Annotated in this window: 13 protein-coding genes; 5 read left to right on the forward strand and 8 right to left on the reverse strand. The window is 70.7% G+C overall.

Annotation, left to right across the window (positions count from 1 at the left end; genetic code table 11):
- Positions 1–13 precede the first annotated feature (13 nt).
- Both PV350_RS00575 and PV350_RS00580 read right to left on the reverse strand, forming a co-directional pair.
- Entirely contained in the window at positions 14–139 is a 126-nt protein-coding gene (locus tag PV350_RS00575) for a hypothetical protein (protein WP_500332477.1), read from the reverse strand.
- 152 nt (positions 140–291) lie between these two features.
- Positions 292–474 (reverse strand): hypothetical protein, encoded by a 183-nt coding sequence (locus tag PV350_RS00580; RefSeq protein ID WP_499509721.1) that lies wholly within the window; start codon positions 472–474, stop codon positions 292–294.
- A gap of 165 nt (positions 475–639) precedes the next feature.
- Between PV350_RS00580 and PV350_RS00585 the strand changes: the two genes are divergently transcribed.
- Positions 640–807 (forward strand): DUF5670 family protein, encoded by a 168-nt coding sequence (locus PV350_RS00585; protein WP_499509722.1) that lies wholly within the window; start codon positions 640–642, stop codon positions 805–807.
- Between the two features lie 646 nt (positions 808–1453).
- Positions 1454–4855 (forward strand): S8 family serine peptidase, encoded by a 3402-nt coding sequence (locus tag PV350_RS00590; RefSeq protein ID WP_500332478.1) that lies wholly within the window; start codon positions 1454–1456, stop codon positions 4853–4855.
- Between the two features lie 88 nt (positions 4856–4943).
- On the opposite strand, the gene PV350_RS00595 is transcribed toward PV350_RS00590, so the two are convergent.
- The 5 genes from PV350_RS00595 to PV350_RS00615 all read right to left on the reverse strand — a co-directional run bounded on the left by PV350_RS00595 (position 4944) and on the right by PV350_RS00615 (position 10805).
- Entirely contained in the window at positions 4944–5144 is a 201-nt protein-coding gene (locus PV350_RS00595; protein WP_499509724.1) for a cold-shock protein, read from the reverse strand.
- Between the two features lie 213 nt (positions 5145–5357).
- Positions 5358–7184, reverse strand: coding sequence for an acyl-CoA dehydrogenase (locus PV350_RS00600; protein WP_499509725.1), 1827 nt, complete (start codon positions 7182–7184; stop codon positions 5358–5360).
- Positions 7185–7304: 120 nt separating this feature from the next.
- Positions 7305–8249 (reverse strand): patatin-like phospholipase family protein, encoded by a 945-nt coding sequence (locus PV350_RS00605; protein ID WP_499509726.1) that lies wholly within the window; start codon positions 8247–8249, stop codon positions 7305–7307.
- Entirely contained in the window at positions 8246–9058 is an 813-nt protein-coding gene (locus tag PV350_RS00610; protein ID WP_500332479.1) for a thioesterase family protein, read from the reverse strand. Before PV350_RS00610 ends, PV350_RS00605 begins: the two co-directional genes overlap by 4 nt.
- 286 nt (positions 9059–9344) lie before the next feature.
- A complete protein-coding gene (locus PV350_RS00615; protein WP_500332480.1) occupies positions 9345–10805 on the reverse strand; it encodes an aminotransferase-like domain-containing protein in 1461 nt (486 codons plus the stop codon).
- A gap of 263 nt (positions 10806–11068) precedes the next feature.
- Between PV350_RS00615 and PV350_RS00620 the strand changes: the two genes are divergently transcribed.
- From PV350_RS00620 to PV350_RS00630, 3 genes are all read left to right on the forward strand, one after another.
- The gene (locus PV350_RS00620; RefSeq protein WP_500332481.1) at positions 11069–11563 is read left to right on the forward strand and encodes a GNAT family N-acetyltransferase; all 495 of its coding nucleotides are present in this window, start codon (positions 11069–11071) and stop codon (positions 11561–11563) included.
- 79 nt (positions 11564–11642) lie between these two features.
- Entirely contained in the window at positions 11643–12452 is an 810-nt protein-coding gene (locus tag PV350_RS00625; RefSeq protein ID WP_499509730.1) for a helix-turn-helix transcriptional regulator, read from the forward strand.
- A 475-nt stretch (positions 12453–12927) separates the two neighbouring features.
- Positions 12928–13536: a type 1 glutamine amidotransferase family protein gene (locus PV350_RS00630; RefSeq protein ID WP_499509731.1), complete on the forward strand. Its 609-nt coding sequence runs from the start codon at positions 12928–12930 to the stop codon at positions 13534–13536.
- Positions 13537–13597: 61 nt separating this feature from the next.
- Here PV350_RS00630 and PV350_RS00635 read toward each other — a convergent pair whose 3' ends face one another.
- Entirely contained in the window at positions 13598–14167 is a 570-nt protein-coding gene (locus tag PV350_RS00635; RefSeq protein WP_499516724.1) for a TetR/AcrR family transcriptional regulator, read from the reverse strand.
- Between the last annotated feature and the right edge of the window lie 157 nt (positions 14168–14324).

Raw genomic sequence — 14324 nt, forward strand, 5'->3', positions numbered from 1 at the left:
TCGGAAATGTTTATCAGGGACAGCTGCCGGAGAGCACGGGTGGCACCCATTCACGGATCAGCGCGCGGAGCCGGGCCTCCTCGTCCTCGTCCCAGGCGAACGGGTGGCGGCCCGGGTCGAGATCGGCCCAGTCGTGCATGCCCGTGAGGGAGGCGGGAGGCACGCGGTTCTCGGGAAGGGGAAGGGTGTCCCGGTTGTACGTCAGTTCCGGCCCCGCTCTGTCCGTCCGGTGTGATGAGCCCTCCAGTCTCGGCCCTCGGTCACCAGGTTGACCAACGGTTTTCGCCGGGCTCAGGCGAAGTCCTCCCTGTCGACCGCGGCCTCCTCCATCGCCTTGCGGAGGGCGTCCCCGACGGTGCCCTGCTCACGGTGCGAGGAGTCGCGGCCTCCTTCGTCCTGGGATTCCTTGCGGGATCGCCGGGTGATGTCGCCGGTCCCGGCGCTCTTCCGGCGGTCTTGTTCTGACGTGGCCATGAGTCCTCCTCGGTGCGTGGCCGGTGACGGCCACGACCTGCCCCTTTCCGGCCCTTCGGGTTCCATGCGGAAAACGGCGGCCCCGTTCGCACGCCATCCGGTGCCCCGTGGTCCACGCATGGCGATCGTGGGTCGGGGCAGACGCGTGGTCAGGAGGTTGACGACATGGTTCCCTTGCTTCTCGTCCTGCTGCTGGCTCTGCTGCTGTTCGGGGCCGGGTTCGCCCTCAAGGCCCTGTGGTGGATCGCCATCATCGTGCTGGTGGTGTGGCTGCTCGGCTTCGTGTTCCGGGCCGCCGAGGGCGGCGGGCGCCGCCGCTGGTACCGATGGTGACCTGACGCCTCTCCCCCGTGCCAGGGTGGGGTTCGCGCTGCCGGAAGGGCCGCGAACCCCACCCTTTGCACTGCCCGGACGCGTCACGGTGGGCGCACCACGGATGGCTCGCCGGCGCCGCGTTCGCCATCAGCGTGGAACCTCCCCGGCGGCCACACCGCCGTTGGAGTGACAACCGCCCAACACCACGCCACGCCGCCCGGTTTCACACCTTCTCATCGGGTTGACTCGGAATGCCGCATCGGTGGTGTTGACCACCGATGTGCACGGCCCTGTGAGCGGTGGGTTGCAACTGCCGGCCACCCACCGCCGCAGGCAGCCATCCGAAGGGCCCTCGCCCTGCGCGTGTTGGGCGCGAGGCTGCCGAGCCGGGCCCTCCCGTTCCAACGGCCGCGACCTCCCCCTCCTCCGCGCCGGCCTGCGCCCTGACCAGCGGTAACAGACACTCACCCCTATGCATCCTTGATCAAGTGTGGTTTTCTCATCGCTCGTGACCAAGGACTCGGTCGGGCGTTCGACCTGAGGGGCAACTCGCCCCAGCGCAGGCCTGCCCAGGCCGTCTCCCGGGTGGCCGGCGACCGCCGGGCACCTCTCTGTCCGCCGCCCGCGTCCCAGGTCTCCCCGGGCGGCCAAAAGGTACTCATACATGCGTATACGAGCCGGATGGGCCCTGGCGTTGGCCGGGCTGGTCGCCGGCGCCGTACCAGGCGCCGCGCAGGCATCCCCGAACGACGCACCGCCCGTACCCGCCCTGGGCCCCGCCTCGCCCGGCGCGAAGGCGGTCCGCACCCTGACCCTGATCACCGGTGACAAGGTCACCGTCACCCAAGGCGCCGGCGGCGTCCCCGCGGTCAGCGTCACACGCGGCCCGGGCCGCGACCGCATCGGTTTCGACGTGTCCCACCAGTGGAAGGGCACGGCCCACCACATCCTCGTGGTCCCGTCCGACGCACAGCCGCTGTTGACCGCCGGGAAGCTCGACCCGCGTCTCTTCGACGTCACCGAGCAGCTCGACGCCGGCTACGACGACGCCTCGAGCGACTCGCTGCGGCTCATCTACTCCAGCCACAGCGCCTCTTCCTCCGCCGCCCGCGGAGCGCTCCAGCGGCACGGCGCCAGGATCACCCGGACCCTGGTCGTCCTCCACGGAGGCAGCCTCGCCCCGGCCAAGCGCGACGCCACCGCGTTCTGGACGTTCGTCAGCGGGACGCAGGGCCTGCGCGGCCCGCTGGACAAGCTGTGGCTCAACGGCCGCAGCCGCGTGGCCCTCGCCGAGAGCACCGCCATCATCGGCGCCCCGAAGGTCTGGGACAGCGTCGACTCAACCGGCGCGCACATCACCGGGCAGGGCGTCACCGTCGCCGACCTCGACACCGGCTACGACCCCACCCACCCCGACCTCTCGGACAAGGCCTCCAGCGGCGGGACCCGGGACTTCACGGGCACCGGTTCGGTGGTGGACGGCAACGGCCACGGCACCCACACCGCTTCCACCATCGCGGGCACCGGCGCGGCCTCCGCCGGCACGTACAAGGGCGTCGCGCCCGACGCCAAGCTGCTGATCGGCAAGGTCTGCACCGACGACGGCTTCTGCCCCGACGACGCCGTCATCAACGGCATGACGTGGGCGGCCGAGGCGGGTGCCAAGGCCGTCAACCTCAGCCTGGGGGCAGCCCCGTACGCGAAGACCGACCCGCTCACCGAGGCGGTCGACACGCTGACCGCCGAGCACGGCACCCTGTTCGTGATCGCGGCCGGCAACGAAGGCGCCCCCGCGGCCGACTACTTCGGCGGCACCGTGGGCTCCCCCGGCATCGCCGACTCCGCGCTCACCGTGGGCAGCACCACCAAGCAGGACTCGCTCAGCACCTTCTCCAGCCGCGGCCCGCGGATCGAGGACTTCGCCGTCAAGCCGGACATCGTCGCGCCCGGCCAGGACATCACCGCGGCCCGCGCGGCGGGCACCACCATGGGCGACCCGGTCGGCTCCTCCTACGTCACCGCGTCCGGTACCTCGATGGCGACCCCGCACGTCACGGGAGCGGTGGCGCTGCTCGCCCAGCAGCACCCGGCCTGGAAGGCCGCCGACTTCAAGGCCGCCCTCACCAGTGCCGCCAAGGGCCTGCCCGGCCTGACCGCGTACGACCAGGGCACCGGCCGGCTGGACGTCGCCCGCGCCAGCGCGCAGAACGTACGCGCCACCTCGGGCAGCATCAGCCTGGGCAAGGCCGACTACCCGCACCAGGACGTCACCCGGACCGGCACCGTCACCTACACCAACGACGGCGCAGCCGACGTCACGCTCCACCTCTCCGTCGACGCGTACGGGCCCCGAGGCACAGCCGCTCCCGCGGGGGCCTTCGCCCTGTCGGCCGACACGGTGACCGTCCCGGCCGGCGGCACCGCCTCCGCCACCCTCACCGCCTCCGTCGACGACACGATGGCGGGCGCCTACGGCGGTTCCATCGTCGCCACCACGGAGGACGGCACCACCACGGTCCGCGACGCCTTCGGTGTCTACGCCGAGCCGCTCACCCGCGCCCTGTCGCTGACCGTCCTCGGCCTCGACGGCAAGCCCGTGGGCCCGGACATCAACGTCGCCGCCTTCGACAGCCGGACCGGTCTGCAGTACAACGCCTCCACCGACGCCGACGGCAAGGTGGCGATGCAGCTGCCCGAGAGCGAGTACGACATCTCGGCGAGCAAGTTCGACCCCGTCGCGCAGACCTCGGTCCTCTTCTCCCGGCCCGGCGTCGACCTCACCGTCGACACCACGCTCGTCCTCGACGGCCGCACCGCGAAGCCGGTCGACCTCACCGTCGACAAGGGCACGGCGCAGAACGACGGCATCTTCGCCAGTACGACGTCGATCAGCGCGGACGGCCGTTACGGCACCCAGAAGTTCGTGCTGGGCTTCCCGGGCAGCCGCGTCTACGCCACCCCGACCACGACGAAGGTCACCAGCCACCCGTTCTGGTTCCTCGCCACCCAGCGGTGGAGCGGCACGGCCCCCAGGACCGCCACCAAGCCGGCCTGGAGCTACGCCTACAACCTGGCCGTCAACACCAAGGGCGGCATCCCGGACACCCTCACCCGCCCGATGCACGACAGGTCCCTCGCCCGGGTCGAGGAGACCTACGCCGACCAGGGCGGCAAGCCGCTCGGGGTCCGGATCGACACCCCGGTCCCGACCTACGGCGCCATCACGTTCGTGGACGGCAACCAGGTCCCGGTCCCCGGCAGGCAGACCCGCTACTACACCGACGACTCCGCGATCGTCTGGGACCGCACCCTCGGCATGCGCGCCCAGGGCACCGCGGGCTACGACGAGATCCAGTTCGCGGGCACCACACGGTTCACCCCGGGCAAGGCCTACACCCGAGGGTGGAACCAGGGGCCGCTGCGTGCCAGGTCGGTGGACGCCCTGCGGCTCGAAGACGGGTTGTACCTCACCCCCGGCCTGTTCTCCACGGCCGCCGAGAACACCGCGACGCACTCGGGCGAGGCCCGGGACACCACGGGCTCGTCGACCCTGTACCGCGACGGCGTGAAGATCGCGTCGCTGGACTCCCTGGGCCGGCTGCAGGCGGCGGTTCCCTACGAGAAGGCGACCTACACCCTGACCTCGTCCGGCACCCGCAAGGTCGGCTGGTCGAGCCTGGGCAGCAAGGCCTCCGCCACCTGGACCTTCACCTCCGGACGCCCGACGGGCCCGGAACCGGCCGAACTGCCGCTGATGAACGTCCGGCTGGGCGGCCCGCTGAACGCCTCCGGCACCGTCACGGGCGACCGCACGTACCTCTTCACCGTCACCGCCGAGCGCGGCAGCAAGGCCGTCACCACCTCGCTGGGCCTGCGGGTCTCCTTCGACGACGGCAGGAGCTGGAAGACCCTCAAGGTCTGGCGCGCAGGCGACCGCGGCTTCGTGAAGCTGACCACGCCCTCGGCCGGCGGTTACGCCTCGATCCGCCTCACCGCCAAGGACGCGGCGGGCGACGCCGTCGACCAGACGGTCATCCGTTCCTTCCGGATAGCCCCCCGACGGTAGGGGGACTCCCGCACGAGGCGGCCTCGCCGACGGCCGGAAACCGTGGGCGAGGCCGCTTCGTGTCCGTGCTGCATCGGCAGCACCAAGGTCAGCCGCGGACGATGTTCTCCGCCTGCGGGCCCTTCTGCCCCTGCGTCACGTCGAACGTGACGCGCTCACCCTCCACGAGCTCGCGGTATCCGGTGCTCTGGATGTTGGAGTAATGGGCGAACACGTCCGGCCCACCGTCCTGTGCGATGAAGCCGAAGCCCTTCTCCGAGTTGAACCACTTCACAACGCCAGATGCCACTGAGTTCGTCCTTTTCATGCTGCTGAGGCGCGCCCTTGGTGCGCCGGCGGACCCCCCTAGTCGGGCCGCCAGGGCACTAATTACCGCATGTCCCTGCCACAGCGCTACCGAATACGCCGATGCAGGACCAAGTGGTCGCTCGAGTGGCCTGCCACCGCGCACCGGGAACGTACCGTCCCGGTAGGGCACCAATCGGGATGATCGGGGTGCAGGTCAGAGGGCTGCTTCGGCCAGTTCCATCAGCGAACCGTCGACGGATTCGGCGCCGCGGCGGGCGGCGGTGACCCCGGGCAGGATGTCGGCCGCGAAGAACTTCGCGGCGGCGATCTTGCCGTTGTAGAACGCCCTGTCCTTGGCGGACGCGTGCGCCAGTCTCGCCTGCGCCACGGCCGCGCCGCGGAGCAGCAGGTAGCCGACGAGCACGTCACCGGACGCCATCAGCAGGCGGGTGGTGTTCAGGCCCACCCTGTAGATGGACTTCACGTCCTGCTCGGTGGCGGCGAGGTCGGTGAGCATGACGCCGACGATGGCCTCCAGATCGGTCACGGCCTGGGCGAGCCGGTCGCGCGCGGCGGCCAGCTCGTCACCGCCGGTCCCGGCCGCCAGGAACTTCTTGATCTCCTCGGTGAGGGCGGTCAGCGCTGCGCCCTGGTTGCGGACGATCTTCCGGAAGAAGTAGTCCTGGCCCTGGATCGCCGTGGTGCCCTCGTAGAGGGTGTCGATCTTGGCGTCGCGGATGTACTGCTCGATCGGGTACTCCTGCAGGAAGCCGGAGCCGCCGAAGATCTGCAGGGACTGGGCGAGCTGCTCGTAGCCCTTCTCGGAGCCGTAGCCCTTGACGATCGGCAGCAGCAGGTCGTTGACGCTGTGCAGGGCCGAGGCGTCCTCGCCGGCCGCTTCCTTGACCTCGATCTCGTCCTGCACGGTGGCGGTGTGGAGCACCAGCGCGCGCATGCCCTCGGCGTAGGCCTTCTGCGTCAGCAGGGAGCGCCGTACGTCGGGGTGGTGGGTGATGGTGACCTTGGGCGCGCTCTTGTCCGTGAAGTCCGCCAGGTCGGTGCCCTGGACGCGGTTCCTGGCGTACTCCAGCGCGTTGAGGTAGCCGGTCGACAGCGTCGCGATGGCCTTGGTTCCGACCGTCATGCGGGCGAGCTCGATGATGCGGAACATCTGGCGGATGCCGTCGTGCTTGTCGCCGATGAGCCGGCCCTTGGCGGGGTGCTGGTCGCCGAAGGTCATCTCACAGGTGTTGGACACCTTGAGGCCCATCTTGTGCTCGACGTTCGTGGCGTAGACGCCGTTGCGCTCGCCCAGCTCGCCGGTCTCGACGTCGAAGAGGTACTTCGGGACGAGGAAGAGGGACAGGCCCTTGGTGCCGGGGCCGGCGCCCTCGGGGCGGGCGAGGACGTAATGGAGGATGTTGTCGCTGAGGTCGTGTTCGCCCGAGGTGATGAAGCGCTTCACACCCTCGATGTGCCAGGACCCGTCCTCCTGCTCGACGGCCTTCGTGCGGCCGGCGCCCACGTCCGATCCTGCGTCCGGCTCGGTGAGCACCATCGTGGAACCCCACTGCCTCTCCACGGCGAGGGTGGCGATCCTCTTCTGTTCTTCGGTGCCCTCCTCGAAGAGCACCATGGCGTAGGCCGGGCCGGAGACGTACATCCACACGGCCGGGTTGGCCCCGAGCACCAGTTCCGCGTAGGCCCACATCAGGGAACGGGGAGCGGGGGTGCCGCCGATCCGTTCGGGCAGGCCGAGACGCCAGTAGCCGGAGTCCATGAAGGCCCGGTAGCTGTTCTTGAAGGTGTCGGGCAACGGTGCGCTGCCGCTGGAAGGGTCGAAGACGGGCGGGTTGCGGTCACCGTCCTCGAAGGACGCGGCGAGGTCGTCCTCCGCGAGACGGGCGACCTCTTTGAGGATGGTCGTGGCGGTGTCCACGTCCATCTCCGCGAACGGGCCGGTTCCGTAGACCTTTTCGCGGCCGAGGACCTCGAAGAGGTTGAACTCGATGTCGCGTAGATTCGACTTGTAGTGCCCCATGGCGCGAGCTCCGTAAGTGTCTGGAAGGCCCTGAGGAGGGGCCCGCCGGTGGGTGTCGGGGGCGGGGGGTGTCCAGGTGTGCGTCGACGCGCAACCGCTGCCCGCTGATGGTGCGTCGGTTCAGCCCGCTACCAGGGGCTCCTCGTTGCAGCCCGCCAGCGCGTCCAGCGCCGCCTGCCGGCCGGTGTCGACGGCTGCACGGAGCGGGCCCGGGCGTCGTTCGGTGTTGCTGATCGGCACGCTGCCGAGAGGGGGACGGATCTGCAGGGTCGCGGGGTGCGAGGCGAGGAGCCGCTCCTCCTCCGTCCTGACGGCCTCGCGTTGCAGCCAGGGCATGAGGGCTCCTGGTGCCCTCCGGGCGAACCAGCGCGACATCACCAGGCGTTGGCCGAGCGGCGGGGCGGACGGGGTCTCGTCCGTACGCCGGGTGCGCAGGGCCACGATGTGGGTGGCCTTCTGCGCGAGTGCCGTGCGTACGGGGACGGCCTCGCTCACGCCGGCGTCGACGAAGGACCGCCCGTCGATCTCGACGGGTCCGCCGGCGAGGAGGGGCATGGCGGCCGAGGCACGCAGTGCTGCCTGCAGGCTGGCCTGGTCACGGATCTGCTCGTGCAGGTCCGTGGGCCGGCCGGTGAGGGCGTCCGTGGCGATCGGGTGGAACTCGACGGTGCTGTCGAGGATCTCCTGGAACCCCATCGGCATGATCTCGGTGTACACGGTGTGTACCAGGAAGCGGGTGTCCACCACGGGCCGGCGGCTCAGGACGCGTCGTGGGTTGATGGTCGTCCTCATGATCATCGGAGTCCACCAGGCGTGCATGGTGGACTCGGCGCGTCCGCACAGCAGCCACGCCGCGTTCAGCGCTCCCGCGGAGCTGCCGTAGACGGCGTCGAACAGCGGTAGGAGCCCGAGTTGCTCGATGGCGATCGCCATACCGCTGGAGTAGGCGCCGCGGGAGCTTCCGCCTTCGACCAGGAGGACCAGGCGCGCGTCGTCGCGGCGGCGTCCGGGGGTGCTCCCCTGCCGCTGACGCTCGCGCAGCAACTGAAGGACGGTTTCGCTCATCGTTGGCTGCCTTCCCGCGGGCGGACGGTGAGGATCTGCTGGACGTGGCCGACCGGGCCGCCGACGTCGTGGAGAACGGCGCTGGTCAGGCCATGTCCATCGGGGCCGAAGCTGACGGTGGTGTCCAGGCCGGTCCAGCTCCCTTCGGGCCGGCGGTGGAAGTGGAGGGTCATGTCCACGTTGGGGTACGTCCACTTCGTGGGGGGCCGCTGCACGGCCATGCCGTTGACGACGTCCACGCGGGCGACGAACGCCGCGAGGGCGCTGCTCGGTTCGCCGGCGACGAGGCCGACGTGGCTGCCGACCCACGCGGCGGCACGGCCCGCCTGGCCGGATGCCCGTCGGCGGACGTGAAGGGAGCGGGTGTAACCGCAGTCCCACAGCTCGCTCATCGCCCACGGTGCGAAGGTCCCGGGTGGGGCGAGCCGTTCGAAGGGAGTGTCGGCGACCGCGGCGGTGTCGAGAGCCGTGAGGAGCCAGGCACGGGCCCGGATCACCGGACGTCCCGCCACGGCGACGACGGCCTCCAGTAGTTCGACGGTGCGGCCGGGGCGGATGGTCTCCACGGTGATCTCGCACTCGTCGAGGGCGAGGAAACCGAGGATGTCGTAGCTGATCCGGGCCAGGACCAGGTCGTCGGCGGGGCCGGCGGCCCGGTGCCCGTCGATCGCGTGAACGACGAGACCGGCCAGGGGGCCGAAGTGGTGCTCCCCCGCGTTCCAGGCGCCCTCCGCGTGGGTGGTGGGTGTGTAGCGATGCTCGCCCGTGCGGTGGTAGTAGCTCTCACCGGGAGCGGCGGTCGGGGTCAACGGGTGTTCTCCTCAGCTGAAGCACGGGGGCGAGCAGGATGAGAAGGCTCGCCGCGTCGGGGCCGGGATCGAAGGACCGGCAGAGCGAGCGCGGCTCCCCACACCCCTTGAAGGGGTCGCCAGTCGTGCCGCCTCAGTGTCGGAGACGGTGAACCTACTCGCGGGTAACGCGCACTTCAATGAGTGTCCGCCAGTAAATCGCTACTGTCAAATAGCAAATTTAGAGTAGCGCTATCAAAAATAATGCGTAGCGATATGCGGCGAGGTCGAACCCCGGGCCATTCCGTCAGACACCGGTCGCCATACCGGAGTCGGCGCAGACGGTGGCCATGCGGTGAATGCCCTCGGCGATCTCCTCGGTGCCGGCGATGTCGGCGAAGCTGAGCCGGATGTACGGGCCCGGAGCCTCGGCGGCGAAGTAGGGGCGGCCGGGGGACACGGCCACGTCGGCCCGGAGGAGTGCGGCGGTGAGCGCGGCCTCGTCGGTGCCGTCCGGCAGGCGGAGCCACAGGTGGTAGCCGCCCGCGGGAGCGCGGACGCCGGCGGCGACACCCGGCAGGTAACGGTGCAGTGCGGCGAGCATGGCCTCGCGGCGCTCGTGCAGGGCGGAGGTGATGGTGCGCAGATGACGGGGCCAGGCAGGGGTCCCGACGAGTTCGAGGGCGGCCTCCTGGAGCGGCCGCGGCACGAAGAAGCTGTCGACCAACTGGATGGCTCGCAGTCGCTCCATGACCGGTCCGCGGGCGACGAGCGCGCCGACCCGGAGGTTCGGCGAGGCCGGCTTGGTCAGCGAGCTGACGTGCACGACGGTGCCGTAGGCGTCATCGGCCACGAGCGGCGGAGGGAGTTGTCCGCCGTGGCCGAGACGACGCGCGAAGTCGTCCTCGATGATGAAGGCCCGTGCGGCGTGCGCGATCTCGGTGATGCGGCGGCGCCGGTCCGGAGCCAGGACCGCGCCCGTGGGGTTGTGGAAGAGCGGCTGGCAGTAGAAGACGCGCGCTCCGGTGGCGGCGAAGGCGTCCTCCAGGAGGTCGACGCGCACGCCGTCGTCGTCCATCGGCACCGGCACGGGGCGCAGCCCCGCGGCCCGGGCGGCGGCCAGCAGGCCGGGGTAGGTGGGCGACTCCACGAGCACGGGGGAGCCGGGGGGAGCGAGCGCCTGCAGGGCGGTGGTCAGCGCGGCCTGACCGCCTCCGGTGACGAGCACCTGTGAGGGGATGACGCCACCCCCCGACCCGCCCACCTCACGGGCGAACCAGGTGCGCAGTGCGGTCAGGCCCTCCAGTGGCGGCCGCACCCACGCGTCGGGACGGCGGGCGGCGCGGGCGAAGGCCGCTCCCAGGGCCTGTTGGGGCTGGAGGGAGGAGTGCAGGTAGCCGCCGTTGAAGGCGATCACGCCTGGAGGAGGAAGCGCGAGGCTGGCGAAAATGGAGGAGGCGTCGACGATCCGCGGTGCGGGCTCGGCGTGTTGCTGGTCCTCGGCCGTGAGCGCGATCTGCTGCCAGGACGTGTCGACGGCCCTGGTGTCGACGACGCTGTGGTGCGCACGGTAGGCCCCGGCCCCGGGCCGGGTGATCACCAGCCCCTCGGCGGCGAGCGCGGCCAGCGCGCGCGAGACGGTGACCGGGCTGACCGCGAAGCGCTCGACGAGGGCCCGGCTGGACGGCAGTTTCTCTCCCGGGGAGTAGCGCTCGAGCTCCTGCCGCAGGGTCGCTGCGATACTGTCGGATCTGCTACTTCTTTTCATGATAAACAAGGATAGTGCTTCCGGTCACGCGCGCGATCGCGTAGCCACCCTGTCGTCGATCTCCGACCTGCGGCGCCATGGTTGCAAGTTGACGCGTGTCCATCAAAGCGCCCACCCGCTTTCGAGGGGATCGACGGGCCCGCCCGTCACGGCGTGGTCCACATTGGGAAAGCGCCAAGGGTGGGCCCCGGTTCGGCGGGCCGGCGCTGCGGTCTTCGGCGCGGAGGATCTTCATGGCTCTGCGAAGGGGAGGCTCAGGCGTCATGACGGCCGGGTCCGAACGTATGGACCGGATCGCCGTGCGGCAGGCCCGCCACCAGGATGGCGAGTCGGTCGGCGCGTTCCTGGCCGGGCTGTCCGTGGACAGCCGCCACCGGCGGTTCTTCTCCCCCATCCGGCATGTCAGCCCCGCCCTGGTCCGGAAGATGGTCACCGTAACGCCCCGTCAGTTCGTCCTGCTCGCCCTGGACGGGGACGCCGTCGTCGGGCACGTGATGGCGGTCCGCACCGGCGAGCGCACCGTCGACGTGGGGATCGTCGTCGCCGAGGGGTACCGGTACCGCGGGATCGGTGGCCGACTGGTGCGTGAACTGGGAGGCACCCTCGAAGCGCTGGGCTGCACGCAGGTGTGCTGCGACGTACTCGGCGAGAACCGCTTCGTGCTGGAGTGGCTCCGTCGCTTGATGCCCGACCTTCGACTGGAGCGCAGCGGCGCGACGGTGACCGTACGCGGCAGTCTCACCCCGCACGCCGCTTGACGGGACACGGGCGCACAGGCGCTATCATTTTTTATGAGGCTTACGAGTAGTGCTACTACTGAGATGCGGGTAGCGGTCGGTGGACGACCGCATTGAGGCCCGGCAGCTGATCAACGCGCTGCTGCCCGAGCGACTGGAACGACTGCGGGAGGCGACCGGCGTGCCGGTCGCCCTCGGTGGCACCACTCGGCACCACGTCAGGGGCCTGTGCCTGGTGCTCGACTGCCTCCTGGGCACGGTGGGCGACTCGATGCGCGGACTGGTCGTACAGGCGGGCAAGGGGCTCGGCGGGAGCGTATTGCGTCGCCGTGCTCCCCTTCGGGTCAACGACTACCTCACCACCATGGCGATCACCCACGAATACGACCGGGTCGTGCGGGCTGAGCGCCTCACCTCCGTCTTCGCCGTACCCGTGCTCATCCGGGGCGAGGTCGGATGCGTCCTGTACGGTGCGGTGCGCGGCCGCAGTCCCCTCGGCGAGCGGACGGTCCGCACCGCCGCGGTCGTGGCCGACCAGCTGCGGCGTGACGTCGAGGAACGGCTGAGCTCCACGCCCGGGGCGGGCTCCCCGCAGACCCGCGGCGCACTGGCCGAGCTCGCCGCCGTCATCCGCGACACGGACGACCCCGCGCTGCGTGCCCGGCTGGTGCGGATCCAGCAGGCCCTGTCGGGTCGGTCGGCACCCGGCACGGTGAGGCCGCTGCTCTCACCCCGGGAGATCGACGTGCTCCGGCTGGTGGAAGTGGGCGCGGGCAACGTGGAGATCGCGGACCGCCTCGGGCTGAGCCTGGAGACGGTCAAGACGTACCTGCGGTCGGCGATGCGCAAGCTGGAAGCCCGCAACCGTACGGCCGCGGCGCACCGCGCACGGCTGAACGGACAGCTGTGACACCGACAGCCGGAGCCGGGACGAGATCCGATCCTCTCCAACTGAGTAGCACTGAAGTCCGTTTCCTCAAGAGACAGGCCCCCGGCGCTTCGCAGCGGCGGGGGCCCGGCTCTCGGCCGAGGGGACGTCTGGGGGAGGTCGACGGACCCTCATGCACGTGCCAAGCCTCGCCCCGGCCGGCCACGGCTGCCAGGCGGGAGGCGCAATCGGGTGACGGGTCGGGAGGGGCGCCCACGCTCCCCCCGCCCGGCCAGGCATGCCCGGCCGTGTGGCGATCGCCATACACGGCGGTCCTGCAGCACCTCATGGACTCGGGTCCCGTGAGAACCCGCTGACCTCTCGCGGTCGCCGATGCCGGCTGAGCGCCCGGTGTGCGACTCGGCCCCTTCCGCACCCCGATCGCGAGCACGCCCGCGGAGCCGGTCCGGTCCGGTCTCAGCGCAAGAGGTCCGACGCCATTTTCGGAGGAGTTGCGATGCAGGTAGCCGTGGTCACGTTCGACGGGTTCAACGAGCTCGACAGCTTCATCGCCGCCTCGTTGATCAACAGGTGCCGCAAGGACGGCCTGGAGGCCTTCATCACGACACCGACGCCGGTGGTCACCTCGATGAACGGCCTCGAGGTCACCGGGCAGCGCCCGATGGAATTCGTGCGCGAGGCCGACGTCGTACTCATCGGAAGCGGCGTGAGGACGCGCGACGTGGTCGCCGACGACCGGTTGCTCTCGATGCTGCCGCTCGACCCTTCGCGACAGCTGATCGGTTCGCAGTGCTCCGGCGCGCTGGTGCTGGCGCGCCTCGGTGTGCTGGGTGACATGCCGGCGTGCACCGACAAGAAGAGCCGGGCTTTCGTCGAGGCCTGCGACGTCACCGTGCTGGACGCGCCGTTCCACGCCGAGGGGAACATCGCCACGGCGGGCGGCTGCCTGGCGTCCCAGTACCTCGCCGCATGGGTGATCACCCGGACGCTCGGGGAGGACGCGGCGCGCGGCGTCATCGACTACGTGGCCCCGGTCGGTGAGAACCAGGAGACCGTCGAGCGCGCCATGCGGGCCGTCCGCGCGGGCGAGGTCGCACTGCACTGACACCCCACAGGTCCGCGTGCTTCACGCCTGAGGGCGCGTGAGCGCGTGGGTCCGCGGGCGCTCAGGCCATGCCCGCCGCGTCCAGCATGGCCGCGGCCGTGGCGACGGCCAGCCCGCCCAGACCTTGGGCCTGGGCTACGGCGCGGGAGCTGGATCCGTCGAAGGCGATGGTGAGCTGGCGGGCCAGCACATCCGGGTCGTGCGCGTCACCGCGGCTCGCCTCCTCTCGGAAGAAGTCGGTGAGCGCGTCCTTGTAGCGTCGCGCCACCACCCTGGCGGGGTGGAGGGGGTCCTTGAGTTCGAACGCGGTCGCCAGGAAGGGGCAGCCCAGGTACTCCGGGGACGCGGACAGCGACTCGAGCCGTTCGAAGACGTGCATGATGCGGTCGCGCGGTGGCAGGTCGGCCCCGGGGGCGGGCAGCAGCCGGGCCAGGTAGCGGGACCCCGCGCGCTCCAGGCTGGCCGCGAGGACGTCGTCCTTGCTCGTGAAGAGCTGGTACATCGACCGCTTGGAGACCCCGGCCGCCCGGCACAGCGCCTCGACGCCGATGTTCACGCCCTCCCGGTAGAAGAGCCCGGCTGCGGCGTCGAGGAGCCGCTCACGGCTTGGGCTCGTCGCGGTCGCAGCCACCCTCGCGGTCGCAGCCGCCGTCGCGGACTCGGACGAGGCCGATGCGGTCGAAGTCATACGCCACAGGCTACGCCCGCTGCTTGCCAGGAAGAAACCGATCGGTTTACGGTACAGAAAACCGATCGGTTTCCGCCGTCGGCCGCAACGCAACTGGGAG

Origin of the sequence: Streptomyces sp. PA03-6a (genome assembly GCF_033792765.1) — a bacterium.
GTDB lineage: Bacteria > Actinomycetota > Actinomycetes > Streptomycetales > Streptomycetaceae > Actinacidiphila.

What these genes read in the sequence shown, in the direction of transcription:
- PV350_RS00575 (WP_500332477.1), bottom strand. Translation starts at nt 139, where the DNA reads ATGCACGACTGGGCCGATCTCGACCCGGGCCGCCACCCGTTCGCCTGG.
- PV350_RS00605 (WP_499509726.1), bottom strand. Translation starts at nt 8,249, where the DNA reads ATGAGCGAAACCGTCCTTCAGTTGCTGCGCGAGCGTCAGCGGCAGGGG.
- PV350_RS00615 (WP_500332480.1), bottom strand. Translation starts at nt 10,805, where the DNA reads ATGAAAAGAAGTAGCAGATCCGACAGTATCGCAGCGACCCTGCGGCAG.
- PV350_RS00590 (WP_500332478.1), top strand. Translation starts at nt 1,454, where the DNA reads ATGCGTATACGAGCCGGATGGGCCCTGGCGTTGGCCGGGCTGGTCGCC.
- PV350_RS00600 (WP_499509725.1), bottom strand. Translation starts at nt 7,184, where the DNA reads ATGGGGCACTACAAGTCGAATCTACGCGACATCGAGTTCAACCTCTTC.
- PV350_RS00580 (WP_499509721.1), bottom strand. Translation starts at nt 474, where the DNA reads ATGGCCACGTCAGAACAAGACCGCCGGAAGAGCGCCGGGACCGGCGAC.
- PV350_RS00630 (WP_499509731.1), top strand. Translation starts at nt 12,928, where the DNA reads ATGCAGGTAGCCGTGGTCACGTTCGACGGGTTCAACGAGCTCGACAGC.
- PV350_RS00585 (WP_499509722.1), top strand. Translation starts at nt 640, where the DNA reads ATGGTTCCCTTGCTTCTCGTCCTGCTGCTGGCTCTGCTGCTGTTCGGG.
- PV350_RS00620 (WP_500332481.1), top strand. Translation starts at nt 11,069, where the DNA reads ATGACGGCCGGGTCCGAACGTATGGACCGGATCGCCGTGCGGCAGGCC.